This is a genomic window from Stenotrophomonas sp. 1L-E-5-B-C3, assembly GCF_057292075.1.
On sequence record NZ_JBXAWS010000008.1, the window covers coordinates 175,973 to 200,001 of the forward strand.

Annotated in this window: 20 protein-coding genes; 14 read left to right on the plus strand and 6 right to left on the minus strand. The window is 65.7% G+C overall.

The genetic code is table 11. The features are described from left to right. The 5 genes from fdhE to fdnG all read right to left on the minus strand — a co-directional run bounded on the left by fdhE (nucleotide 1) and on the right by fdnG (nucleotide 6,018). A complete protein-coding gene (gene fdhE, locus AC0Z6F_RS12705) occupies nucleotides 1-984 on the minus strand; it encodes a formate dehydrogenase accessory protein FdhE (protein WP_012511995.1) in 984 nt (327 codons plus the stop codon). Further along, entirely contained in the window at nucleotides 965-1,141 is a 177-nt protein-coding gene (locus AC0Z6F_RS12710) for a hypothetical protein (protein ID WP_154354818.1), read from the minus strand. Before AC0Z6F_RS12710 ends, fdhE begins: the two co-directional genes overlap by 20 nt. 236 nt (nucleotides 1,142-1,377) lie before the next feature. After that, complete coding sequence (locus tag AC0Z6F_RS12715; protein ID WP_006389639.1) at nucleotides 1,378-2,025, minus strand: formate dehydrogenase subunit gamma; 648 nt, start codon at nucleotides 2,023-2,025, stop codon at nucleotides 1,378-1,380. Next, nucleotides 2,022-2,939 carry a formate dehydrogenase subunit beta gene (fdxH, locus tag AC0Z6F_RS12720; RefSeq protein WP_485616954.1) on the minus strand — a complete coding sequence of 306 codons (918 nt, stop codon included), beginning with the start codon at nucleotides 2,937-2,939 and terminating at the stop codon, nucleotides 2,022-2,024. The genes AC0Z6F_RS12715 and fdxH overlap by 4 nt, the downstream gene beginning before the upstream one ends. A gap of 10 nt (nucleotides 2,940-2,949) precedes the next feature. Continuing rightward, complete coding sequence (fdnG, locus tag AC0Z6F_RS12725; RefSeq protein ID WP_485616955.1) at nucleotides 2,950-6,018, minus strand: formate dehydrogenase-N subunit alpha; 3,069 nt, start codon at nucleotides 6,016-6,018, stop codon at nucleotides 2,950-2,952. A 291-nt stretch (nucleotides 6,019-6,309) separates the two neighbouring features. Between fdnG and gmk the strand changes: the two genes are divergently transcribed. The 8 genes from gmk (at nucleotide 6,310) to AC0Z6F_RS12765 (ending at nucleotide 15,876) form a co-directional block, all read left to right on the plus strand. Continuing rightward, a complete protein-coding gene (gene gmk / locus AC0Z6F_RS12730) occupies nucleotides 6,310-6,975 on the plus strand; it encodes a guanylate kinase (RefSeq protein WP_006389578.1) in 666 nt (221 codons plus the stop codon). Nucleotides 6,976-7,085: 110 nt separating this feature from the next. Continuing rightward, nucleotides 7,086-7,385 carry a DNA-directed RNA polymerase subunit omega gene (rpoZ, locus tag AC0Z6F_RS12735; RefSeq protein ID WP_005410877.1) on the plus strand — a complete coding sequence of 100 codons (300 nt, stop codon included), beginning with the start codon at nucleotides 7,086-7,088 and terminating at the stop codon, nucleotides 7,383-7,385. 106 nt (nucleotides 7,386-7,491) lie between these two features. Continuing rightward, entirely contained in the window at nucleotides 7,492-9,654 is a 2,163-nt protein-coding gene (locus tag AC0Z6F_RS12740; RefSeq protein ID WP_006389575.1) for a RelA/SpoT family protein, read from the plus strand. Between the two features lie 332 nt (nucleotides 9,655-9,986). Beyond that, nucleotides 9,987-10,373 (plus strand): RidA family protein, encoded by a 387-nt coding sequence (locus AC0Z6F_RS12745; protein ID WP_012511991.1) that lies wholly within the window; start codon nucleotides 9,987-9,989, stop codon nucleotides 10,371-10,373. Between the two features lie 7 nt (nucleotides 10,374-10,380). Beyond that, complete coding sequence (gene recG / locus AC0Z6F_RS12750) at nucleotides 10,381-12,492, plus strand: ATP-dependent DNA helicase RecG (RefSeq protein ID WP_485616957.1); 2,112 nt, start codon at nucleotides 10,381-10,383, stop codon at nucleotides 12,490-12,492. 541 nt (nucleotides 12,493-13,033) lie between these two features. Then, nucleotides 13,034-13,972, plus strand: coding sequence for a nucleoside hydrolase (locus AC0Z6F_RS12755; protein ID WP_197584772.1), 939 nt, complete (start codon nucleotides 13,034-13,036; stop codon nucleotides 13,970-13,972). An 87-nt stretch (nucleotides 13,973-14,059) separates the two neighbouring features. Next, complete coding sequence (locus tag AC0Z6F_RS12760) at nucleotides 14,060-14,302, plus strand: type B 50S ribosomal protein L31 (RefSeq protein ID WP_006389217.1); 243 nt, start codon at nucleotides 14,060-14,062, stop codon at nucleotides 14,300-14,302. A gap of 296 nt (nucleotides 14,303-14,598) precedes the next feature. Continuing rightward, complete coding sequence (locus tag AC0Z6F_RS12765; RefSeq protein WP_012511988.1) at nucleotides 14,599-15,876, plus strand: citrate synthase; 1,278 nt, start codon at nucleotides 14,599-14,601, stop codon at nucleotides 15,874-15,876. A gap of 150 nt (nucleotides 15,877-16,026) precedes the next feature. Here the strand turns inward: AC0Z6F_RS12765 and AC0Z6F_RS12770 are convergent, their stop codons facing one another. Beyond that, entirely contained in the window at nucleotides 16,027-16,800 is a 774-nt protein-coding gene (locus AC0Z6F_RS12770) for an AraC family transcriptional regulator (RefSeq protein ID WP_485616959.1), read from the minus strand. Nucleotides 16,801-16,893: 93 nt separating this feature from the next. On the opposite strand from AC0Z6F_RS12770, the gene AC0Z6F_RS12775 reads away from it, so the two are divergent. The 6 genes from AC0Z6F_RS12775 (at nucleotide 16,894) to AC0Z6F_RS12800 (ending at nucleotide 23,977) form a co-directional block, all read left to right on the plus strand. Continuing rightward, on the plus strand, nucleotides 16,894-17,652 hold the full coding sequence (locus AC0Z6F_RS12775; protein ID WP_485616961.1) for an alpha/beta fold hydrolase: 759 nt from the start codon (nucleotides 16,894-16,896) through the stop codon (nucleotides 17,650-17,652). Between the two features lie 360 nt (nucleotides 17,653-18,012). After that, nucleotides 18,013-18,375, plus strand: coding sequence for a NirD/YgiW/YdeI family stress tolerance protein (locus AC0Z6F_RS12780; RefSeq protein WP_182266633.1), 363 nt, complete (start codon nucleotides 18,013-18,015; stop codon nucleotides 18,373-18,375). A 455-nt stretch (nucleotides 18,376-18,830) separates the two neighbouring features. After that, nucleotides 18,831-19,340: a CS1 type fimbrial major subunit gene (locus tag AC0Z6F_RS12785; RefSeq protein WP_197616948.1), complete on the plus strand. Its 510-nt coding sequence runs from the start codon at nucleotides 18,831-18,833 to the stop codon at nucleotides 19,338-19,340. Between the two features lie 51 nt (nucleotides 19,341-19,391). Continuing rightward, a complete protein-coding gene (locus AC0Z6F_RS12790) occupies nucleotides 19,392-22,124 on the plus strand; it encodes a TcfC E-set like domain-containing protein (RefSeq protein ID WP_485616962.1) in 2,733 nt (910 codons plus the stop codon). Continuing rightward, entirely contained in the window at nucleotides 22,121-23,251 is a 1,131-nt protein-coding gene (locus AC0Z6F_RS12795; protein WP_485616963.1) for a CfaE/CblD family pilus tip adhesin, read from the plus strand. Before AC0Z6F_RS12790 ends, AC0Z6F_RS12795 begins: the two co-directional genes overlap by 4 nt. An 18-nt stretch (nucleotides 23,252-23,269) precedes the next feature. Then, nucleotides 23,270-23,977: a pilus assembly protein gene (locus AC0Z6F_RS12800; protein ID WP_180838479.1), complete on the plus strand. Its 708-nt coding sequence runs from the start codon at nucleotides 23,270-23,272 to the stop codon at nucleotides 23,975-23,977. Nucleotides 23,978-24,029 lie beyond the last annotated feature (52 nt).

Below are 24,029 nucleotides of genomic sequence, written 5' to 3' on the forward strand. Positions count from 1 at the left end.
TCAGTCGCCGTCGGCCTGCCACAGCAGCGGGTTCTGGCTGGCACGCGCGTAGCCTTCCTCGCCCAGCAGCAGGTCCAGTGCGAGGGTGCCCAGATCGTCGGCCACCGGTTCCAGCATCGGGTCTTTTTCCAGGTACAGGATCTTGCGGTAACTGTGGCAGTGGTCGCAGGTCTCGGCGCGCACTGCGCTTTCGCGCACGGCGTGGCCGGCGTCGCCATCCACATCGGCCAGTGCACGGTAGGCGATGTCCTTGCCGGCGGTGCCGCATTGGCTGCACTGCACGCGCACGTAGTGCCACTGGCAGGCGCACAACGCGCACGACAGGTAGCGATAGGACGCATAGGGTGGGCGTGCCTGCACCACGCTTACCACCGGCAGGGTGCCGCACAGCGGGCACAGCCCGGGTGCATCGGCCAGCGGCTTCAGATCGGCCGGGCGGAAGCTCTCGGCCAATACCACCCAGTACACCTGCAGCGCCGTCATCACCAGCAGCGCAGCCACCGCATCCAGCGACGGCGCGTCGTCCCGCTCCAGCACCGCGTGCGCCTGCGCATCCAGCCACGCGTCATCGGCAGCGGCAACGCGTTGCAGTTCCTGGCGGGTTTCCGCCGGCAGGCCGGCTTCATCGGCACAGTGTTGGCACAGCGTGCGCAACCATCCGCGCCAGCGGTCGTCGAGCTGCAGGGTGTTGGCGGGACGCAGCGGCATGCCGGCGCCGGCCGCAGCGCTCGACTGCTGCGCGCGCGCCTGTACCTGCAGCGCTTCACGTTGCTGCGGCGTCAATTCATCCAGCAGCGCCTGCTGCGCTTCGGCCAACGCCGCCAGCAACTGCAGGTAACCGCCGATGGCACTGTGCGCGGCCAGGCTGCGCAGGCGTGCTGCGCGATCGGAGAACAGGGACGCAGCATCGGGCAGGATGATGCGCGGAACATCGCGCGAGGCCAGCGTCTCGATTTCACCGGGTTCAAGGATGCGTTGCGCCATGCAGGGCCAGCCGGAAGAACCAGCCTCCATCCTCGCCGTTGTCGGCGCTGGCGTCCAGCGTGCTGCCGGCCATTTGAAAGGTTGGGGTCAGATCCGTTTTCCTCTGGAAAACGGATCTGACCCCATCGGTTGTTGCCGTGTTCATCGTGTCGACCAAGGTCGACACCCACCAAGAGCAACGCAGAACGCCGTCCCGACAGATCGCAGGAAACTGTCGAAGGCGGGGTGGGTCCGGTTGCGGGGGCGTGAGCCGCATGGATGCGGCGACCGAGCTTACATGGACGTACTTGCAGCGTCCCCCGCAACCGGACCCACTCCGCCATCCCCAGGAAACCCGCTTTTGCCGTTGACGTTGACGTTGATTTTGCGGGTGCAGGGCCGCAGGCCCTGCCGTCAACCCTCTCCCCGCCGTCCGCGCAGGATGTCCCGGAACCACTGCCGGTGGTGCTTGTACGCCCACCCATAGGTCACCTTGCCCTGGGTCATCGCCCGCACCGAACCCTTGATCCAGATCGCCGCGTAGATGTGCACCACGATCGCGCAGATCAGCACCCAGCCGAACAGCGCATGGGCAAGCACCGAGAAGCGGATCACCCCGATCGGGAAGAAGTGGCTGAAGTACTGCCGCCAGATCACGAAGCCGGTCAGCAGCAACGCCGACAGGCAACCGATGATGGCCCAGAACAGCAGCTTCTGGCCGGCATTGAAGCGGCCTACCGGCGGCAGTTTCTCGTCCTCGTTGCGCAGCACATCGCGCATGCCGCGCATCCACTTGCCATCGTCGGCGGTCGGCAGGTTGTCGCGCCACATGCGGAACGCCAGCAAGGCGAAGCCCACCACCATCACCAGGCCGATGAACGGGTGCAGGATGCGCGTCCACGGCCCCCCGCCGAACAGCTGGGTCAGCGGGAACAGGGCAGGGTGGAACAGGGCCAGCCCGGACAGCGCCGTCAGCACGAAGCAGATCGCCACGATCCAGTGGTTGATGCGGGTCGGCGCGCGGTAGCGCACGATCTGCCGCGGGTGCGGGGCGTACTTCATGGCCGCTGCTCCTCTTCGATCTTCTTCGCCTCGTGCTCGGCCTTCTCCTCTTCCTCATCGTTCACCGTGTTGCGGCCGATGCCGATGTAATGCAGGAAGCCGGCGAAGGCGGTGGCGGCAATCGCCAGCACGCCCAGCGGTTTGGCGACGCCCTTCCACACTTCCACCATCGGGCTGATGCGCGGGTCCTTGGGCAGGTCGGCGTACAGCTCGGGCTTGTTCACGTGCTGCAGCACATACATCACATGGGTGCCACCCACGCCCTGCGGGTCGTACAGACCAGCGTTCTCGTAGCCACGGGATTTCAGGTCTTCCACGCGCCCGGCGGCATGCTCGGTCATCGCCTGCTTGCTGCCGAAGGTGATCGCACCGGTCGGGCAGGTCTTCACGCAGGCCGGTTCCTGGCCCACCGCCACCCGGTCCGAACACAGCGTGCACTTGTAGGCCTTGTGGTCCTTCTTGGAAATGCGCGGCACGTCGAACGGGCAGCCGGTCACGCAGTAGCCGCAGCCGATGCAGTTCTCTTCCTGGAAGTCGACGATACCGTTGGCGTACTGGATGATCGCACCCGGCGACGGGCAGGCCTTCAGGCATCCCGGGTCGGCGCAATGCATGCAGCCTTCCTTGCGGATCAGCCACTCCAGCTTGCCCTTCTCGTCCTCGTACTCGCGGAACTTCATCACCGTCCACGACTGGTCGCTCAGGTCGGGCGGGTTGTCGTAGCTGCCAACGCAGCTGCCGACCTCGTCGCGCAGGTCGTTCCACTCCATGCAGGCGACCTGGCAGGCCTTGCAGCCGATGCACTTGCTCACATCGATCAGCTTGGCGACCTGGCCGGTATGCGCACCACGTGCCTCCGGCGAGGGCGTGGTGGTGGCCGAGCGGCGGATGATATCCAGGGATTGCAGTGACATGGCGTGTCTCCTACACCTTCTCGACCTTGACCAGGATGCACTTCGACTCCGGCGTCTGCGAATTGCCGTCACCGATGGCGTTGGTCAGCGTATTGGCGATGTATCCGGGCTTGGCCGCACCGAGGAAGCCCCAGTGGATCGGCACGCCCACCTGGTGCACGGTTTTGCCATCAATCTGCAGGGCCTTGATGCGCTTGGTCACCATCGCCACCGCTTCGATGTGGCCGCGCTTGGAACTGACCCGCACACGGCTGCCGTTGTTGATGCCCAGCTCGTCGGCCAGGGCCGCGCCGATCTCGACGAACTGCTCGGGCTGGATGATGGCGTTCAACTTGCCGTGCTTGGTCCAGAAGTGGAAATGCTCGGTCAGCCGGTAAGTGGTGGCTACATGCGGGAACTCATCCGGCGAACCGATCTGTGCGCGATCGCTGGCGAACACGCGGGCCGCCGGGTTGTTCAGCGTCAGTGCCTGGCCGGGGCTGAGCGGGTTGCTGCGCAGCGGCGTATCGAACGGTTCGTAGTGCTCCGGGAACGGCCCCTCGGCCATGCCGGCCTTGGCGAAGAAGCGGGCGATGCCTTCCGGGTTCATGATGAACGGCCCCATCCCGCCTGCGGGATCTTCGTCGGCCTTGAAGTCCGGCACGTCCACGCTGCCCCAGTTTTTCCCATTCCATGCCAGCAGCGTGCGGCGCGGGTCGAACGGCTGGCCGGCCACGTCGCACGAGGCGCGGTTGTACATCACGCGGCGATTGGCCGGCCACGCCCAAGCCCAGCCCAGCGTGTTGCCGATGCCGGTGGGGTCGCTGTTGTCACGCCGCGCCATCATGTTGCCGGTCGGGCCCCAGGCACCGATGTAGATCCAGCAGCCGGAGGCGGTGCTGCCGTCGTCGCGCAGGTCGCCAAATGCGGCCAGCTGCTCGCCGGCCTTGCGCACCAGCTTGGTCGGGTCCTTCGGATCGAACACGTCCACCAGTGCCTTGCCGTTGTACTCCATCGCCAGTTCTTCCGGCGTCGGCAGTTCCGGGTTGGAATACTTCCAGGCCAGGTCGCGCACCGGATCCCACCACGCACCACCGTCCTTTTCGTACATCGCTTTGATGCGATGGAACAGCTCGGACATGATCTCGATGTCGCTGCGCGCTTCGCCCGGCGGATTGGCCCCCTTCCAGTGCCACTGCAGCCAGCGCGAGGAATTCACCACCGCGCCGTTTTCCTCGGCGAACGAGGTGGTCGGCAGGCGGAACACTTCGGTCTGGATCGTGCCCGGGTCGACGTCGTTCAGTGCGCCGTGGTTCTGCCAGAACGCGATGGTCTCGGTTTCCAGCGGGTCCATGCTGACCATGAACTTCAGCTTGGAGAACGCACTGATCAGCTTGCCCTTGTTCGGCGCCGAGGCCAGCGGGTTGAAGCCCTGGCAGATGTAGCCGTGGATCTTGCCTTCGTTCATCAGCTCGTACGCCTGCAGCATGTCGTACGGCTTGTCGAGCTTGGGCAGATGGTCGAAGCACCAGTTGTTGTCAGCGGTGGCGGCATCGCCCCACCACGACTTCATCAGGCTGACATGGAACTTCGGGTAGTTCTGCCAGAACGACATCTGGTTGGCGCGCAGCGGCTTCTGCGTGCGCTTGGCGATGTAGGCGTCGTAGTCCTGCTCGTCCTGCTTCGGCAACGTCAGGTAGCCGGGCAGCAGGTCGGACATCAGGCCGATGTCGGTCAGGCCCTGGATGTTGGAATGCCCGCGCAGCGCGTTCATGCCACCGCCGGCCACGCCGATGTTGCCCAGCAGCAGCTGCACCATGGTGCCGGCGCGCACGTTCTGCGCACCCACCGAGTGCTGCGTCCAGCCCAGCGCGTACAGGATGGTCATCGCCTTGTCCTTGCCGGCGGTGGACGCGATCATGTCCCAGACCTGGCGGATGCTGTCGGCCGGCGTGCCGCAGATGCGTTCGACCATCTCCACGGTGTAGCGCGCGTAGTGCTGCTTGAGCAGGGTGTAGACGCAGCGTGGGTCCTTCAGCGTCGGGTCGCTGCGCACGAAGCCATCATCGCCGTACACGTAGTCCCAGCTGGAACGGTCGTAGCTGCGCTTCTCTTCGTTGTAGCCCGAATACAGGCCGTCCTTGAAGGCGAATTCGTCCTTCACCAGGAACGACATGTCGGTGTAGTTCAGCACGTACTCGTGCTGGATGCGGTCCTCGGTCAACAGATAGTTGATCAGGCCGCCCAGGAACACGATGTCGGTGCCGGTGCGGATCGGCGCGTACACGTCGGCCACCGCGGCCGAGCGGTTGAAACGCGGATCGACCACGATCAGGCGTGCCTTGTTGTGTGCCTTGGCCTCGGTCACCCATTTGAACCCGCACGGGTGTGCCTCGGCGGCATTGCCACCCATGATCAGGATCAGGTCGGCATTCTTGATGTCGACCCAGTGATTCGTCATCGCACCACGGCCTAGCGTCGGGGCAAGACCTGCCACCGTCGGGCCGTGTCAGACACGTGCCTGGTTGTCGAATGCCAGCATGCCAAGGGAGCGCACGACCTTGTGGGTCAGCACCGCAGTTTCATTGCTGGTCGCCGAGGCGGCGAGCATGCCGGTGGTCAGCCAGCGGTTGACCGTCTGCCCGGCCTCGTTCTTCTGCACGAAGTTGGCATCGCGGTCTTCCTTCATCAGCCGCGCGATGCGGTCCAGCGCATCGTCCCAGCTCAGCCGCTTCCACTCGTTCGAGCCCGGCGCGCGGTACTCGGGGTAGAGCAGGCGCGACTTGCTGTGGATGATGTCGGCCAGTCCGGCACCCTTCGGGCACAGCGTGCCTCGGTTGACCGGATGGTCCGGGTCGCCCTCGATATGGAAGATGCTCGGCTCGGCGTTCTTGGCGCCATCGCCGAGGCTGTACATCAGGATGCCGCAGGCCACCGAACAGTATGTACAGGTGTTGCGGGTCTCGGTCGCGCGGGTCAGCTTGTACTGCCTGACCTCCGCGAGCGCGATGCCGGGCGCGAAGCCCATCAATGCCAGACTGGAGCCGACCAGGGTTGTCCCGGTCACTTTCAGGAACTGGCGGCGGCTCATCGAGGGCATGCCGTTCTCCTGGGATGGCGAGGAGGCGCAGGCCTCCGGGCTGTCGGTGGGTACGGCCCGGTTATAGCACAGGCCCCCGCACGCCCATGTGGCACAAGGCCCGGCAGCCCGCTGGCCGGGCGCGGAAAGGGGCGCCTCTGCTAAAGTTGCGTGCCCGCACCCCGGGGAGCCGTCTGCCGGGCCTGGTTCCAGGATGTTCCGCGCAGCCCCCGCCGTCCTGGCGCGATCCTCCGCGCCGGATCTGGAACACTGAGGAAAAATTTTGCGAAATCAACCAGTTGGGTTCCGCGCATGAGCGCCCCGTCGAAGCCGTCGGACGCCGTTGCGCGCGGCACGCTGTACATCGTTGCCGCCCCCTCCGGTGCCGGCAAGAGCAGCATCGTCAATGCCACCCTGGCGCGTGATCCGCAGATCGCCCTGTCGATCTCCTTCACTTCGCGCGCCATGCGCCCGGGTGAAGTGAACGGCAAGCACTACCACTTCGTCAGTGCCGAGAAGTTCGAGCAGATGATCGCCGCCGGCGACTTCTTCGAGCATGCCTGGGTGCACGGCGACTGGAAGGGCACCGCCCGCCAGTCGGTGGAACCGCAGCTCGCTGCCGGCCAGGACGTGCTGCTGGAGATCGACTGGCAGGGGGCGCAGCAGGTACGCCAGCTGGTGCCGGGCACGGTCACCGTGTTCATCCTGCCGCCGTCCAAGCAGGCCCTGCAGGACCGCATGCGCAAGCGCGGGCAGGACAGCGAGGCGGTCATCGCCCAGCGCCTGGGTGCCGCCCGCGACGAGATGCTGCACTTCAACGAGTTCGACTACGTCATCGTCAACGAGGTGTTCGACACCGCCGTGGACGAGCTGTGTGCCATCTTCACCGCCAGCCGCCTGCGCCGGGAGGCCCAGAAGGTCCGCCACGCCGGCCTGATCCAGGCGCTGCTGACCCCTGATCCGGGCGCAACTGACTGATTCCAAAAGAATCGGGTGGGGGTTGGCTTGATTTTGTCCAGCCCCTGCCAGTACACTCCGTCCCCTTTCCCTCATTCGACTGAGCGGCCGACCGGTCGCCGGGAGCCCGTATGGCCCGCATCACCGTAGAAGATTGCCTGGAAGTCGTTAACAACCGTTTCGAACTGGTCATGATGGCTTCCAAGCGTGCCCGCCAGCTCGCCAACGGCGTGCAGGCCACGCTGGACAACAGCGAGACCGAGGACAAGCCGACCGTGCTGGCACTGCGCGAAATCGCCGCCCGCAAGATCGACAACGCGCTGATCGACGAAGTCGAGAAGGCCGAGCGTGAGCGCGCCGAGCGCGAAGCGCTGGAGTGGGCCGCCGCCGAAGTGGTCGCCGACGAAGACATGTCCAAGAACGACGATTGATCGCATCGATCAAGGTCATTGCTGGATACGCCGAACAGCCCGCCCCGTGCGGGCTGTTTCGCATTCAGGATTTGCCGTAAACGGCGCACTGGCATAGGCTTCGGGCATGAACCCAGGCCCCACTGCCAAGGTCGCCGCAGTCCCCGCTGCCGCCGTACCCGACTACGTCCTCCAGCTTGAACGCGCCGCCCACTACCTGCCGCCCGAGCAGCTGCCGCTGCTGCGCCGCGCCTGGGAAGTCGGCGCCGCCGCGCATGCTGGGCAGACGCGCAAGTCGGGCGAGCCCTATATCACCCATCCGGTGGCCGTGGCCCAGGTGCTGGCCGAGCTGGGCCTGGACGTGGAGGCGCTGATCGCCGCGATCCTGCACGACACCATTGAAGACACCCCGCTGACCCGTGAGGCGCTGTCGGCCGAGTTCGGTGAGGCCGTGGCCGAGCTGGTCGACGGCGTGACCAAGCTGGACAAGCTGAAGTTCCGCGACCGCCAGGAGGCTGCCGCCGAGAGCTTCCGCAAGATGCTGCTGGCGATGTCGCGCGACCTGCGCGTGATCATGATCAAGCTGGCAGACCGCCTGCACAACATGCGCACGCTGGGCGCGCAGAGCCGCGAGGCACGTGGCCGCATCGCCCGCGAGACGCTGGAGATCTACGCGCCCATCGCCCAGCGCCTGGGCATGAGCCTGGTCAAGAGCGAACTGCAGAACCTTGGGTTCAAGGCGCTGTATCCGTGGCGCCATGCCATCCTGGAAAAGCACATCCGCAGCCAGCCGGTGGTGCGCCGCGAGGCGCTGGCGCAGGTGGAAGTGCAGTTGTCGCAGCGCCTGGCCAAGGAGGGCATCGAGCACCGCCTGGTCAGCCGCATCAAGACGCCGTGGAGCATCTACAACAAGATGCACGAAGAGAACAAATCCTTCGACCAGGTGATGGATGTATTCGGTTTCCGCCTGGTCGTGCGCAGCGTGCCAAGCTGCTACCACGCGCTGGGTTCGGTGCACGCCACCTTCAAGCCGCTGGATGGGCGCTTCCGCGACTTCATCGCCATTCCCAAGGCCAACGGCTACCAGTCGCTGCACACGGTGCTGTTCGGGCCGTATGGCTCGCCGATCGAAGTGCAGATCCGTACCGAGGAGATGGACCTGATCGCCGAACGCGGCGTGGCCGCGCACTGGACCTACAAGTTCGGTGGTGATTCGCCCAACAGCGCACAGAGCCGCGCGCATGCCTGGATCGTCGAACTGATCGACTCGCAGCGTGCTGCCGGTTCGTCGCTGGAGTTCCTCGACAACGTCAAGGTCGACCTGTTCCCGGACGAGGTCTACCTGTTCACCCCGAAGGGCAAGATCCTGGCGCTGCCGCGCAACTCCACCGCGCTCGATTTCGCCTATGCCGTGCACACCGACGTCGGCAACATGGCGGTCGCTTCGCGCGTGGACAAGAAACTGGTGCCGCTGCGGACCAAGCTGGTGTCGGGGCAGTCGGTGGAGATCATCACCGCGCGCTCGGCCACGCCGAAACCGCAGTGGCTGGAATTCGTGGTCACCAGCAAGGCGCGCACCGCCATCCGCCACCAGCTCAAGCAGCTGGAGCACGAAGACGCCGTGCAGCTGGGGCATCGCATGCTCGACCGCGCGCTGGAAGCGATGGACAGCTCGCTGGAGCGGCTGCCGAAGGGACGCCTGGATGCGTTCCTGGCCGAGCACCGCTTCCCGCGTCTGGAGGCGCTGCTGGCCGAGGTCGCGCTGGGCAACTGGATGCCGACCCAGGCCGCACAGGCGCTGATGGCCTACGCCGAACTGCGTGGCGGCCCGCATTCGCGCCACCACTCGCAGGAAAAGATCCTGATCAACGGCAGCGAGCGCGGCGTGGTCACCTTCGCCGGCTGCTGCCAGCCGATTCCCGGTGACGAGATCATGGGCTACCACACCGCCGGCAAGGGCATCGTGGTGCACCGCATGGACTGCCCGAACCTGGCCGAGCTGCGCAAGTCGCCCGAGCGCTGGGTGCCGATCGGCTGGGACACCACCGTTTCCGGCGACTACGACACCTCGCTGGTGGTGGAAGTGGAGAACGGCACCGGCGTGCTGGCGCAGCTGGCCGCGGCCATCGCGCAGAGCCATTCCAACATCGAGCGCGTGGATTACCTGGACCGCGACTTCAACGCCGCCGTGCTGGCGTTCAACATCCAGGTGCGCGACCGCAACCACCTGGCCGAAGTGATGCGCCGCCTGCGCCGCTTGTCGGTCGTGCAGGCCGTGCGCCGCCAGTAACACGAACCCGGGGTCGGATCCCTCTCCAACGGAGAGGGCTCTGACCCCATTGAATCCCGCTGCAGGTCCACACAAATGCGTGGATGATTGCGCGCTCGCCGGGAATGGCCCGTCGCTACCGGTTGCATTGCAGTAGATCCATGCCATGCGTGGATGTTCCCGGTAGTGCCGGCCGCTGGCCGGCAACCTCGCGATGTCGGCAAACGTTCATGGAGTTGCCGGCCAGCGGCCGGCACTACCGAAGCGGCGCGGTAGATCCACGCCATGCGTGGATGCGCCCCCACCCGGTACAATCACCGCTCTGTTTTCCCCCAAAAGCACCGGAGCGACCCATGTCCCGCCAGATCATCAACACCGAAAAGGCCCCGGCCGCCATCGGCCCGTACTCGCAGGCCGTGCGCGCCGGCAACACCGTGTATTTCTCCGGCCAGATTCCGCTCGACCCGGCCACCGGTGACATCGTCGGCGCCGGTGACGTCGAAGCCCAGGCCCGTCGTGCGTTCGACAACCTCAAGGCGGTTGCCGAAGCCGCCGGCGGCTCGCTGGACAAGGTCGTGCGCCTTGGCCTGTACCTGACCGACCTGGGCGAGTTCGCCAAGGTCAACGCCGTCATGCAGGACTACTTCCAGGCCCCGTTCCCGGCCCGTTCCACCATCGAAGTCTCCGGCCTGCCGAAGGGCGCCAACTTCGAGGTCGACGCGGTGATGGTCATCGACTGACCGCCACGTGGCACGCAAGGCGGCGGTCACCCCGGTCCTGTCACCGTCCGGCGAAGCATCGCTTGCGATGCTCGCCGGCGTCGGTCCGGCCGTGGCCGCCAAACTGCAGGCACGTGGCCTGGCCACCCTGCAGGATCTCTGGCTTCATCTGCCGCTGCGCTATGAAGACCGCACCCGGCTGACCCGCATCGAAGACCTGCGCAACGGCGTGCCGGCGCAGGTGGAAGGGCGGGTGGTCGCGGTCGAGCGCGGCATGCGCTACCGGCCGATGCTGAAGGTCGCCGTGGAGGATGAAGGGCAGGGCACCCTGGTGCTGCGCTTCTTCCATTTCCGCCAGCAGCAGGTCGGCCAGTTCGCGGTCGGCAACCGGCTGCGCTGCTTCGGCACGCCCAAACCCGGCCACCTCGGCCTGGAAATCGTCCACCCCAGCTACCAGGTGCTGGGCCGCAATGACGATCCCAAACTTGGCGACCGCCTCGACCCGGTGTATCCCACCGTGGAAGGCGTTGGCCCGATGACCATGCGCAAGCTGATCGGCCAGGCCCTGGACCGCCTGCCCGAGGAAAGCACGCTGGAACTGCTGCCCAGCGGTTGGCTGGATGGCCTCGGCCTGCCGTCGCTGCGCAGTGCGCTGCTGACCGTGCATCGGCCGCCGCCGGATGCCGATCTGGCCGCGCTGGCCGCAGGCACTCATCCGGCGCAGCGTCGTCTGGCAATGGAAGAGCTGCTGGCCCATCACCTCAGCCTGCGCCGCCAGCGCATCGCCTTGCAGGCGCACCATGCGCCGCCGCTGGCCGGCCCCGGCAAGCTGGCCAAGGCGCTGCTGAAACAGCTGCCGTTCGCGCTGACGGGTGCACAGGCGCGTGTGTTCAAGCAGATTCGCGAAGACCTCGCACGGCCCAGCCCGATGCTGCGGCTTGTGCAGGGCGACGTCGGCTCCGGCAAGACCGTGGTCGCCGCACTGGCCGCGATGCTGGCAGTCGAGCAGGGTAAGCAGGTCGCATTGGCAGCGCCCACCGAACTGCTGGCCGAGCAGCATCTCAACAACCTGCGCGGCTGGCTGGAACCGCTCGGCGTGCGTATCGCCTGGCTGGCCGGCAAGGTCACCGGCAAGGCGCGCGCCAAGGTGATGGAGCAGGTCGCCAACGGCGAAGCGCAGGTGGTGGTCGGCACCCACGCGCTGATGCAGGAGGCGGTGGTGTTCCAGGATTTGGCCCTGGCCATCGTCGACGAACAGCACCGCTTCGGCGTGCACCAGCGGCTGGCCCTGCGCGACAAGGGCGCGGGTGGCAACAGCGTGCCGCACCAGCTGGTGATGACCGCCACGCCGATTCCACGCACGCTGGCGATGTCCGAATACGCGGATCTGGATGTCTCGGCCATCGACGAACTGCCGCCGGGCCGCACCCCGGTGCAGACCGTTGCACTCAACAACGACCGCCGTCCCGAACTGATCGAGCGCATCGCGCTGGCCTGCCAGGAAGGGCGGCAGGTGTACTGGGTGTGCACGCTCATCGAGGAAAGCGAAGAGCTCGACGCCACGCCGGCGCAGGCCACTTACGAATCGCTGCAGGCGCTGCTGCCGGGCGTGCGCGTGGGGCTGGTGCATGGCCGCCTGAAGGCGGCCGAGAAGCTGGCGACGATGGTGGCGTTCAAGGCGGGTGAGATCGATCTGCTGGTGGCGACCACGGTCATCGAAGTGGGCGTGGACGTACCGAACGCTTCGCTGATGGTGATCGAGAATGCCGAGCGCCTCGGCCTGGCCCAGCTGCACCAGTTACGCGGCCGTGTGGGCCGTGGTTCGGCGGTATCGCGCTGCGTGCTGCTGTATCAGGCGCCGCTTTCGCAGATGGCGCGCGAGCGCTTGCAGACCATGCGCGAAACCAACGATGGCTTCGTCATCGCCGAAAAGGATCTGGAACTGCGCGGCCCCGGCGAATTGCTGGGTACCCGGCAGACCGGCCTGGCCGGCTTCCGCATTGCCGACCTGGCCCGCGACGCCGGCCTGCTGCCCGGCGTGCATGACCTGGCCGAGCGCCTGCTGGACCAGCAACCCGCGCTGGCCGATCGCGTGGTGCAACGCTGGATCGGCACCGCCGTGCGTTACGCCTCGGCGTAAGCGGGTCGGATCCCTTTGCATGGCAAAGGGCTCTGACCCCATGTCCCGGCGCTCATCCACGCCGCATTTGAAGGTGTGGAACTTGATCCACACATCCACGCATGGTGTGGATCTACTGTAGAACCGAGCCCACGCTCGGCTGCTGTTCGCGCTACGCGCGTGAGTCGAGCATGGCTCGACTCTACAGAGAGCCGATTCGATCATTTACATGTTCCTCCACGCATTGCGTGAATGTGTCGACCAAGGTCGACACCTACCAGAGCAGAACGCCGTTCCGACAGACCGCGGGAAATTGTCGAAGGCGGGGTGGGTCCGGTGGCGGGGGCGTGAGCGCCATGGATGGCGCGACCGAGGCTACACGGATGTATTCACGCCGTCCCCCGCCATCGGACCCACCCCGCCATCCCACGGATAGCCAGCTTTTGCCCTTGCCGTTGCATTAAGCAGGTGCAGGGCGCAGCCCTGCCGAACCCCAATCCCCCGTACTTGCAACGGTCATCATCCCGGTCCACACTTCGTTGCCGATCTGAAGACGGCAACGATGACCCACAAGATCCCCCTGTTGATCGACACCGACCCCGGTGTGGACGACGCCCTGGCCCTGCTGATGGCCTTTGCCGATGAACGGCATGACGTGGTCGCCCTGACCATCGCCGCCGGCAATGTCGGCCTGCAGTACACCGTCCGCAACGCCCTCAAGCTCTGTGACATCGTCGGCCGCGCCGACGTGCCGGTGTTCGCCGGCAGCCCGGATCCGCTGCTGCATCCCTCCGTTGACGCCGCCCACGTGCATGGCCGTGACGGCTACGGCGACGTCGATCTGCCGCCGCCGAGCCGCCAGGCCGACGCCGAACACGCCGCGCTGGCGATCCTGCGCCTGTCGCACCAACACGCCGGCGAACTGATGCTGGTGATGCTTGGCCCGCTGACCAACCTGGCACTGGCACTGAAGCTGGACCCGACCCTGCCCGAGCGCATCAAGCGCATCGTGGTGATGGGCGGCGCGGTCACCTGCCACGGCAACATCACCCCGGCCGCCGAATTCAACATCGCCTTCGATCCGGAAGCGGCGCACGTGGTGTTCACCTCGTTCAAGCACCTGCTGGTGTCGGACTGGGAGGCCACCGTCGCCCACGGCCTGCCGCTGCAGGACGCCGAAAAATGGCTACAGGCCGATTCCGACCGCGCCCGCTTCTACGAGCTGATCTCGCGCAAGACCCGTGGCCTGTCCGAAGACAGCAAGGGTGGCCGCTGGTACACCGCCGATGCACTGGCCATGGCCTGGGCGCTGAACCCGGAAGGGCAGCTGCAGGTCGAGTCGCGGCCGCTGAACGTGGAGCTGAACGGTACGTTCAGCCGCGGCGCCACCATCGTCGACTGGAACCGCCAGACCGGCCAGCCGGACAACTGCGATCTGCTGATGGCCTACGATCAGGCCCGTTTCGAGGCCCTGGTACGCCAGGCCTTGGGCGCCGCCTGAGCCGGATGCCGGCAACCGGTTGCCCCGAGGGGCAACCGGTGCTTATAATGCCGCTCTTGACCACCAGCCCATTTACGGTGTGAGCCCATGAAGGCCGATATCCATCCGAACTACCGCGACGTCGTCTTCCATGACGTCACCTCCGATTTCAAGATCCTGACCCGCTCGACCATGAGCACGAAGGAAACCATCAAGTGGGAAGACGGCAACGACTACCCGCTGGTGAAGGTTGAAATTTCCTCTGCTTCGCACCCGTTCTACACGGGCAAGCACAAGGTCATCGATACCTCGGGCCGCATCGACAAGTTCCAGAAGCGCTACGCGCGCTGATCTGTCGATCCAGCTTCGAACCGACGGCCGCGCTCTGCGCGGCCGTTTGTTTTTCCCCAACGCCTACCCAACGGGCGTTTGGATGGACGGAACACTGCGTTCGGATGACAACGCTTTTGCCGATCCGGGCCGCTCAACGGCCGGCGTCTGGCCGCCTGTCGTATACGACTTCTGTCTAGCGCCGGGCAAATGCTGCTGTGCGATAATGGCGTGATCCCCGGCACAGGCCGAGGACGTCATTCACGTGCCTGACCAATGCGCTTGGGCAGGCGCCTTCCCATGAAGGAGCGCACACAGTGTCCGATCTTGATCAGGTCACGCTCAACGCCGGCGATAAGTCGGTCGTTCTGCCCGTCATCAAACCCACCCTTGGCAACGACTGCGTCGACATCGCGAAGCTGACCAAGGAAACGGGGTACTTCACCTACGATTCCGGTTTCACCGCGACGGCCAGCTGCAAGTCCGCCATCACCTACATCGACGGCGACAAGGGCGTGCTGCTGTACCGCGGCTACCCGATCGAACAGCTGTCGGAAAAGTCGAGCTACGTCGAAGTGGCCTACCTGCTGATCAACGGCGAGCGCCCGAGCGCCGAGCAGCTGAAGGCCTTCACCGACGAGCTGGCGGCTGAAGCCAACGTCGATGCGTCGATCAACACCCTGATCGGCAGCTTCGCCAAGGACGCCCATCCGATGGCCATCCTGACCGCCGCCATCGCGCAGCTGTCGGGCATCTACCACGCCTCGCTGGACCTGGCCGACGCCGAACAGCGCCGCCAGGCTGCCGTGCGCCTGATCGCCAAGGTGCCGACCCTGTCGGCGCTGATCTACCGCCACGGCAAGGGCCTGCCGGCCAACAAGCCGGACACCTCGCTGGACTACGTCAGCCGCTTCCTGAAGCAGACCTTCGAGTCGGCTGATGGCCAGTACGATCTGAACCCGGACGTGGTCAAGGCGCTGGACCTGCTGTTCATCCTGCACGCCGACCACGAGCAGAACGCCTCGACCTCGACCGTGCGCCTGGTCGGTTCGACCGGTGCCAACCCGTACGCGTCGGTCGCCGCTGGCGTCACCGCGCTGTGGGGTCCGGCCCACGGCGGTGCCAACGAAGCCGTGCTGAAGATGCTGGAAGAGATCGGCACTGCCGACAATGTCGAGTCCGCCGTGCTCAAGGCCAAGGACAAGACCTCCGGCTTCCGCCTGATGGGCTTCGGTCACCGCGTCTACAAGAACTTCGACCCGCGCGCCAAGGTCATCGGTGAGATGACCGGCAAGGTGCTCAAGCAGCTGGGCGTGCAGGATCCGCTGCTGGACGTGGCCGTGAAGCTGGAACAGGCCGCGCTGCAGGACGAGTACTTCGTCGCCCGCAAGCTGTACCCGAACGTCGATTTCTACAGTGGCATCATCTACAAGGCGCTGCAGATCCCGACCGAAATGTTCACCGTCATGTTCGCCCTGGGCCGTACTTCCGGCTGGGTCTCGCATTGGCTGGAACAGCAGGTTGATCCGGAAATGAAGATCGGCCGTCCGCGCCAGGTCTACACCGGCAGCGACGTGCGCGACTACCAGGGCTGATCGCCCCGCGTAGGTTGTGCCGAAGACGCCCCGCATCCGCGGGGCGTTTTTTTTTGCCCCGATCGCGTTCGGCGGAGGGTGGCTGCGGACCGTCGACGGGTGGTGGGTGCGGACCGTTGGTCCGCACGGCAACCAAACACCTGCCCGGCACTACACCTCTGAATACCGGCTCGGCGAACACCCCAGCTCGCGCCGGAACGCGGCGGAAAACGCGCTGGGACTCGCATACCCCAGGTCCAGTGCCACGCGTGTCACCGCCTGCCCCTGGCCCAGCCGTTCGATGGCCGCCAGCAGGCACACCTGCTGCCGCCACTCGGCGAAACTCACCCCGGTATCCGCGCGGAACGTCCGCGTGAAGGTGCGCCGGCTCATGCCTGCATCCGCAGCCACCCCATCAAGCCCGATGGCGAGCGAGGGCGCATCAAACAGCGCCCGGCAGACGCGCGCCAGGCGTGCATCGGCAGGCAACGGCGCATGCAGGGAAAGCATCGGCATCGACGCGATCTCCGCGACCAGCAACTGCATCAGCTTGCCCGCACGCCCGTCCTCGTCATACAGCGCGGGCAGATCCACTGCGCCTTCCAGCAGCTGCCGCAGCAACGGCGAAACGGCATACACGTGGCACTGCGCCGGCATCGCCACCGCAGCAGCCGCCTCGATGGAAAGAAATACGTTGAGCATCGTCACCGGCCCGCGCATCGTCATTTCGTGCACCAGACCGGCGGGAACCCAGCAGGCGCGCTGTGGCGGCACCAGCCAGCGCCCCTGCGGTGTCGTCACGCTGATGGTGCCGCGCGCGGCGAACGCGAACTGTCCGCGTCGATGGGCATGGCGCGGAAAGGTGGACGACGCTGCGTAGTCATTCGAGGTGACCACGACATCGCGCGGCAGGTCTTCGTAGGGATCGAGCAGCGAATTGCGCATGGCCCGGATTCTATAGCGGTTGACCCGTCATCGACGGTGGGCCGGGCCTGCGCTGCCTAGCATCAACGCTCCTCCTCATTGCGGCAATGCTTCATGGTCAACACTTTTCATCGCGTGGGGCAGGGGCCTCACTCCGTCCTGGTCCTGCATGGCTGGTTCGGCGACGCACACGCGTTCGAACCGATCGAGCCGTGGCTGTCATGCGACCACTTCAGCTACATCTTCATGGACTGCCGTGGCTACGGCGGCATGCGCGATGTGGCGGGACAGTACAGCATCGACGAAATCGCCCGTGACGCACTCTCGCTCGCCGATGCACTTCGACTGGCGACATTCAGTGTGGCGGGGCATTCCATGGGAGGCATGGCCATCGAGCGCATAGCCGTGCTCGCGCCCCAGCGGGTGCAGTCCATGCTGGCCATCGCGCCCGTTCCCTGTGGCGGCATCGCCTATGACGCATCCACGCGAGGACTTCTGGAGAGCGCTGCCGGCAGCGTGGCCAGCCGAAGGACCATCATCGATCGCAGTACTGACGGCAGGCTGCCTGCAGCCTGGCTGGATTGGAAGGCCCGCTATTCAATGGAGCACTCCAAGCCTGACGCGTTTGCTGCCTATCTAGCCGCGTGGGCAGATACCGATTTCAGCAACGACATCGTCGGCGAGCACCGGTTGAAGGTGGTGATAGGCGGGCACGATCCGACCTTCAACCGATCACTGATGGAACGCACCTATCTGCGCCGCTACCGGCAGGCCACGCTGGAGGTTCTGGACAATGCAGGGCACTACCCGATGAATGAGACACCCTTGGCACTGGTGGCGGCCATGGAGTCCTTTCTGTTGTCATCACCTTGATCTAAGAGCGGATCGACGACGATCTGCCGACGCAGGCCATCGCATGGGTACGGTGGTGGAGCCGCATGGCGAGGTCGATACATCGGTTCAAGCCGACCGACATCGATGTTGATCGCGTCACCGTGGTGCCCGCAGGTTGAGGCTCGGTCACGATTGCGACATGTAGAGTCGAGCCATGCTCGACTCACGCCCGCAGCGCGAACAGCAGCCGAGCACGGGCTCGGCTCTACAGACGCCGCTTCAACATCTGAACGCATTCTGACACTGAATGTCGCTTTCACATCTTTTCGGATCTATTGCATAGGCATCACATCCAGGGCGATAGAACCTGAGGGCACTTACTCAGCCACGGAGACCACCATGAACCGACTGCTTGCCATTGCCCTCATCGCCACGCCGCTGGCCCTGTTGAGCCCGCACGCATCCGCGCAGTACACCGGCCCGGGTGCGGGCACCGCTGCCAGCACCGTGGCCGATGCGCGCGCCCAGCGCGACGACCATCCGGTGGTGCTGCGCGGCACCCTGGTCGCCAAGCTTGGCCACGAGCGTTATCAGTTCCGCGATGCCAGTGGCCAGATCGAAGTGGAGATCGATGACGAAGACCTGCCGCAGCAGGCCATTGGTGCGGATACCGTGGTGGAACTGCATGGCAAGGTCGACACGCATCGGTTCAAACCAACCGACATCGATGTTGATCGCGTCACCGTGGTGCCTGCAGGCTGAGGGTCGCGCGCATTGCGCGAACAGCAGTCGAGCATGGCTCGACTCTACAAAGGCAAGGCAATGGGGTTTGTTGTATTCAACGCGTGAGGGAAGTTGCATAACCTTGTCTGTAGATCCACGCCATGCGTGGATGAACCACTGTAGAGTCGAGCCATGCTCGACTCGCACGCATAGCGCGAACAGCAGTCGAGCGCGGCTCGACTCTACAAGGGCGAAGCAATGAGGCTTTTTGCATTTACCGAATGAGGGAAATTGCATAAGCCTGGAACGTTGAACTCATTCAAAGATTCTTCTTAACGCTCAACGTTTTAGGAATGCTTGAATGGCCTGCAGGACAATGGGTTTCTAACATTCTCTCCGTCGCCCGCAACCACCTCTGTGGGCGGCGCCTCCCTCCCTTTCTCCTTTGGGGAGGGGGGCTTTCTCATTCCCCCCTTGTCCGAGAGAGACAACCCATGCACGCCATTCTCAAGAAGGCCGCGCTCGCTGCAGCGCTGGCCACGGCTTCGCTGTCCGCGCACGCCGTGGAAACCAAGATCACCGTCTACGCCGACGTCGACCCGACCCTGGCCCTGCTGCGCGACGACGGCAGCGCATTGCCGGACGCCGTCACCCTGACCCACGATCCGCTGCGTGGCCTGATTCCGGATACCCAGCACGTGCGCATCCACTCCAACGATAGCGCCGCCGATATCGAAGCCAAGATCGGTGGTGCATTCGTGCTGGCCAACGGTGACGGTACGGTCACCGTGCCGATGAAGGTCAGCCTCAACGGTCGCGATCTGGGCCTGACCCCGATTGAGTACGCTGCAGTCGATCTGTTCACCGGTGCTGGCTCGACCCCGGGCGCGTCGATCTCGATGCCGCTGGTCATCGCGCAGACCGCTCCGGCACCCCTGACCACCCAAGGTCGCTACACCGGCGTCGTCAACATCGTGCTGAACCAGAAGGCCACCACGCCGTAATCCCCGCGCCGGCCCGCACGCCGGGCCGGCTGCCTTTCCAGCGGTACCCCCATGACCCCACACGCCCCCGCCATCACCCGGCTGGCGGTCGCGCTCGCCCTGGCGCTGGCAACGCCGCTGGCGGCGGCGCGCGGCGTCCCGCCCGGCTTCGAGGATCTGGTCGAAGGCCAGACCGAACAACTCGACATCCAGCTGTTCGGCCGCTCGTCCGGGCTGTCGCCGGTGCGCGTGACCCTGGAGCACGTACAACTGGAAGATCCAGCAAGCGTGCTGCAGGCGCTCGACCTGCCCGCCGAGGCGCAGGCCGCGCTGCTGCCCGCGTTGTCGCAGCCCATGCCGCGCAACAGCCATCTGGCCTGCCGCTTCGGTGGCGCCACCGCCGGCTGCGGCTATCTCGACCCGCCGGAAGACCCCGCCGCCGTGCGCGCGCTGTACGACGAAGGCGAGGGCGCGGTGCGCCTGTTCGTCGCCCGCCAGTGGATTCCCGGTAAGCCGGTTGCCGAGCGCTTCCACACCGTCAGTGCCAACGCCGAAAACGCCTTCCTGCACCAGCAGGTGATCAATGTGAGTGGCAGCCGCGACTACCAGACGCTGTCCGCGCGCGGCACCGGCGTGCTGGGTCTGTTCGATCGCGGGCATGTCTCCGCCGAATGGAACTTCAACCAGCAGCGCTACCGCAGCCACGGCAGTGACAGTGAGTTCCAGTTCGACAACGTCTACTACCGCCACGACCTGGGGCAGGCGCACTACCTGCAGGCCGGGCGCATGGACCGCCGCAACCTGTCCAGCCCGCAGGGCGGCACATTCAGTTTCAGCATGCTGCCGCTGGACCGCCTGCAGGGCCTGCGCGTGGGTACCACCCAGGCCTATGTCGACGCCGATGCCGCCGTGCAGGCAACGCCGCTGACCGTGCTGCTGGCCCGCGACGCACGCGTGGATGCCTACGACGGCACGCGCCTGCTGCAGACCTCCTACCTGCAGGCCGGCATCAACCAGATCGACACCCGCAACTTCCCGTTCGGCAACTACAACGTCACCCTGCGCATCTACGAAGATGGCGTGCTGGTGCGCAGCGAAGACGCACCGTTCGACAAGGGCGGCGACTGGACCAACAGCCAGTGGCAGTGGTTCGTGCAGGGCGGCAAGCGCAACGAGCGCCGCAGTGACCGCTTCGATGGCGAACGCGTGGCGGTGGCCGGGATGCGCGTCCCGCTGGGCCGCGACGTGGCGATGGTGGCCGGTGCCGCCGACCTCGGCGGCTTCCGATATGGCGAGCTGCGTGTGGACCTTCGCCGCCTGTACGCCACCCAGGAACTGCGCGCCAGCTTCGGCGGCATGCGCGGCAACGATGGCAGCACCGGCCAGCAGCACCAGCTGTCGTACCGCCGCATCGCATCCTGGAACATCTACCAGCAGCGCATGCGCGGCAAGGCCTGCCAGTTCGAGGCCGACGCCCGCGACCAGCTGGGCTGCACCAACTCGCTCAGCGCTTCGATGGCGCTGCCGCTGGCTGGTGGCAGTGCCTATGTGGGCTACACGCGGCGCCAGACCTGGCGCGCCGGGCGCGAGCTTCCCGGTGCAGAGGGCGACCCGCTGGCCGAGCTGGACCCGCTGCTGCCACCGCCGCCGCCGTGGCAGCCACGTCGCGAGCCGCAGCTCAGCCGCACCTGGCAGGCCAGCTTCAGCCGCAGCCATCGCTGGCAGGATTTCAGCGTCTCCACCCGCGTGGGTGTGTGGCAGCAGCGTGCCAGCGACAGCCTGCGCGGCAGTGATCAACGCGACCGCGGCATCTACTTCAACCTGAGCCTGACCCGCCTGCTGCGTGGCACCGCCAGCAGCGGCCAGCGCCGCTACAGCGTGGACGTGCGGCAGCCGCAGCATCAGCGCCCGGACATCAACTACAGCGTTGGCCATAGCCTGCGCCAGGAGGTGGATGCGCAGTACCGCGAGCTGTCGGCCGAACTACGCGCCAACAACAGTGACCGCTACAGCGCCACGCTCAGCGGCCAATTGCAGAACAGCCTGGGCCAGAGCGGCGCCACGCTGGCGCACTACCAGCAGCGCGGCCGCAGCGAGACCGCCTACAGCAGCATGCACAGCTCCGGCTTCGCACTGGGCAAGCGCGGCTTCTACTGGAGCGGAAGCAACGGTGCCGATGCCGGCCTGGCCGTGCAGGTGGCCGACACCGACGATGTCGACCTGCGTGGCGTGGCGGCCGAACTGCAGGTGGGCGGCCTGCGCCGTCAACGCCTGCAGATTGGCGAGCGCCGGTTGCTGCCGTTGTCGTCGTACCAGTCCCACCGCGCCGAAGTACAGGACGCCAGCACGCTGGACAGTATCGCCGCCATCCGCGTGAGCGGCGTGGGTGGCGCACGGCCGATGTTCCTCAGCCCTGGGCGGCTGATGCGCATGCCGGTGCCGATCGAGGTGACCTACACCTTCATCGGCAACGCCAAGGATCTTGCCGGAGCGCCGCTGGGTGGCGCCCGCATCCTCAACGCGCCGGTGCCCGGCACCAGCGCCAACGGTGGCTTCGTTGCCGATTTCCCGCGTCGCGAGACAACGCTGTACCTGCTGCAGGACGACCGCCTGCTGCACTGCCCGCTGCAGGTGCGCGAGCGCCGCCAGGTGGTGCTGCTGGTCGGCGCCGTGCACTGCGAGCCGCTGGCCGTGGCCCAGCTGCCGGCCGAGATCCGCCAGCAGGCCCGCGTGACCCGCCTGCTGCAGGAACGCGCCTTGATTGCCGCCACGCCCCAGACCGCTGCTGCAGGAGGAACGCCATGAACCGGCGTGTGTTGTTGGTGTTGATGCTGGTGTGTGCGCTGGTGGTGCTGGCGCCGAGGGCGTGGGCGCAGTGGCCGCCGGAAACGCATCCGACGGATCAGAGCCGGGACATCGTGATGACCTGGGATCGCTCAGCGGTGCAGGGTGATGTGGAGCTGTGGGCGCCGCGGACAGTGTTGGGGTTCAGTCACGACTTGGCGATGAAGTATGGGCAGATCCATGTGGTTTGTGGGTCCGCTTCTGATACTGAGTTTGGGCGGTGCCCGACGGAAGGAGTGCCTCATCTGACGCGTGGCGAATCGGACATCTCGCTTCTGATGATCGAGCAGCGAACTGGTCTGCATGCGGAGATTCGCGCGATCGGATACCTGAGACGAATCATGTCTGGAAGGGTCTGCAGTTCAGATTTCTGGGAGAACACGCAGCGATACCTATACGCAGCCAGTTGGTTTGAATGCAGGGATCAACCAATAGGGACCGGCGTTCAACTGATCATGCCGACCCAGGAGCTGAGGAGGCTCGTCGCCGGCCACTGGAAGGCCACGATGCGCCTGAACATCAAAGCCGACCCTGCCGCAGCACCGGTAGCCACAGCCACCTTCAACTTCGATTTCACCGTCACCGACTACGACGCCATCTCGATCTACTTCCCCGGCTTCGATGGCGTTGCACCGCTGGTCAACATGGACCTGCGCTACGACCCCATCCGGAAGGTCGTCGCCGGGCGCAAGGACGTGGACATGTGCCTCTACGACGGTGTGGGCTCGCAGAGCGAATTCCTCGGCGTCACCGTGCGCGACAGCGGGCCGCGCCCACCGCCGGGGCGCGACTTCGCGGTCTGGCATCAGGACGGCGGCAGCGACGACACCCAGCGCCTCGACTACCAGGTTGGCCTGAACTACGGCGGCAATCTTCTGGCAATGAAGCACGGCGAAGAACAGCTGCTGCGTGGCATCGACAGCGCGCAGCTGCGCATGGTGCTGCTGCCGGGCATCAGCCAACCCGTGTACTGCGTGCCCACGCCACTGACGCTGGAAACACCACCCACGCCCATCGCCAGCAAACGCCCCGGTCTCTACGACGGCGAGCTGACGGTAGAGCTGCGCGTGCCGACTGCCAAACCCTGATCCCCACGGAGGCTCATCATGAAGAAGCTGCTGTTCTGCCTGTTGCCGTTGAGTGCACTGCTGGCCCCACCGGCACAGGCCAATCTGTCCATTCATCCGATGCGTGCAGCGGTGGACGCCAGGCACGGAACGAAGATCCGCGTGTACTCGCAATCCACCCAGCCGCAGTACGTGCAGGCGCGGCTGCTGCGCATCACCAACCCGGCGCAGGTGGGTGAGGAAGAGATCGAAGTGGACGCCGCCGATGCGGCGATTGCCATTACCCCCGGCAAGTTCGCACTCAGCGGCGGTAGCAATCGCCTGATCCGGGTGATTCCGCTGCAGACCGTCGAAAAAGAGGCGGCCTATCGCATCTACTTCGAGGGCGTGAATGGCCCCGACGGCACGATCCTGGAGGGCGACGAGCAGGCGGCGCAGGCCAACGTCGGCGTCAGCCTGGTCTGGGGCGCGCTGGTGAACGTGGTGCCTGCCAAGGGTAGCGTGGATCTGCAACTGCAGGGCAACACCCTGCGCAATACCGGCACGCTGCGTGTGGGTATCACCGGTGCGTCCGAGTGCAATGCCAGTGGCGTATGTACGCCGCGTGAGCTGTCGAAAAGCCTCTACCCCGATGCTGCGCTGACCTTGCCGTTCCAGCTCCAGCCGGGCAACACCCTGCAGTTGCAGTACCGCCTGTCGAACGACGGCTATCGCGATCACGTAACGACCTTGGCGCCGAGCGCCTGACCCTTTATCGCCCCGCGCAAGCGCGGGGCTTCATTTCCCTTTGTTGTTAAGG

Coding starts and splice junctions, on each gene's coding strand:
- fdhE (WP_012511995.1), bottom strand. CDS start 984: ATGGCGCAACGCATCCTTGAACCCGGTGAAATCGAGACGCTGGCCTCG.
- AC0Z6F_RS12715 (WP_006389639.1), bottom strand. CDS start 2,025: ATGAAGTACGCCCCGCACCCGCGGCAGATCGTGCGCTACCGCGCGCCG.
- fdxH (WP_485616954.1), bottom strand. CDS start 2,939: ATGTCACTGCAATCCCTGGATATCATCCGCCGCTCGGCCACCACCACG.
- gmk (WP_006389578.1), top strand. CDS start 6,310: ATGAGCGCCCCGTCGAAGCCGTCGGACGCCGTTGCGCGCGGCACGCTG.
- rpoZ (WP_005410877.1), top strand. CDS start 7,086: ATGGCCCGCATCACCGTAGAAGATTGCCTGGAAGTCGTTAACAACCGT.
- AC0Z6F_RS12740 (WP_006389575.1), top strand. CDS start 7,492: ATGAACCCAGGCCCCACTGCCAAGGTCGCCGCAGTCCCCGCTGCCGCC.
- AC0Z6F_RS12745 (WP_012511991.1), top strand. CDS start 9,987: ATGTCCCGCCAGATCATCAACACCGAAAAGGCCCCGGCCGCCATCGGC.
- AC0Z6F_RS12755 (WP_197584772.1), top strand. CDS start 13,034: ATGACCCACAAGATCCCCCTGTTGATCGACACCGACCCCGGTGTGGAC.
- AC0Z6F_RS12760 (WP_006389217.1), top strand. CDS start 14,060: ATGAAGGCCGATATCCATCCGAACTACCGCGACGTCGTCTTCCATGAC.
- AC0Z6F_RS12770 (WP_485616959.1), bottom strand. CDS start 16,800: ATGCGCAATTCGCTGCTCGATCCCTACGAAGACCTGCCGCGCGATGTC.
- AC0Z6F_RS12775 (WP_485616961.1), top strand. CDS start 16,894: ATGGTCAACACTTTTCATCGCGTGGGGCAGGGGCCTCACTCCGTCCTG.
- AC0Z6F_RS12780 (WP_182266633.1), top strand. CDS start 18,013: ATGAACCGACTGCTTGCCATTGCCCTCATCGCCACGCCGCTGGCCCTG.
- AC0Z6F_RS12785 (WP_197616948.1), top strand. CDS start 18,831: ATGCACGCCATTCTCAAGAAGGCCGCGCTCGCTGCAGCGCTGGCCACG.
- AC0Z6F_RS12790 (WP_485616962.1), top strand. CDS start 19,392: ATGACCCCACACGCCCCCGCCATCACCCGGCTGGCGGTCGCGCTCGCC.
- AC0Z6F_RS12795 (WP_485616963.1), top strand. CDS start 22,121: ATGAACCGGCGTGTGTTGTTGGTGTTGATGCTGGTGTGTGCGCTGGTG.
- AC0Z6F_RS12800 (WP_180838479.1), top strand. CDS start 23,270: ATGAAGAAGCTGCTGTTCTGCCTGTTGCCGTTGAGTGCACTGCTGGCC.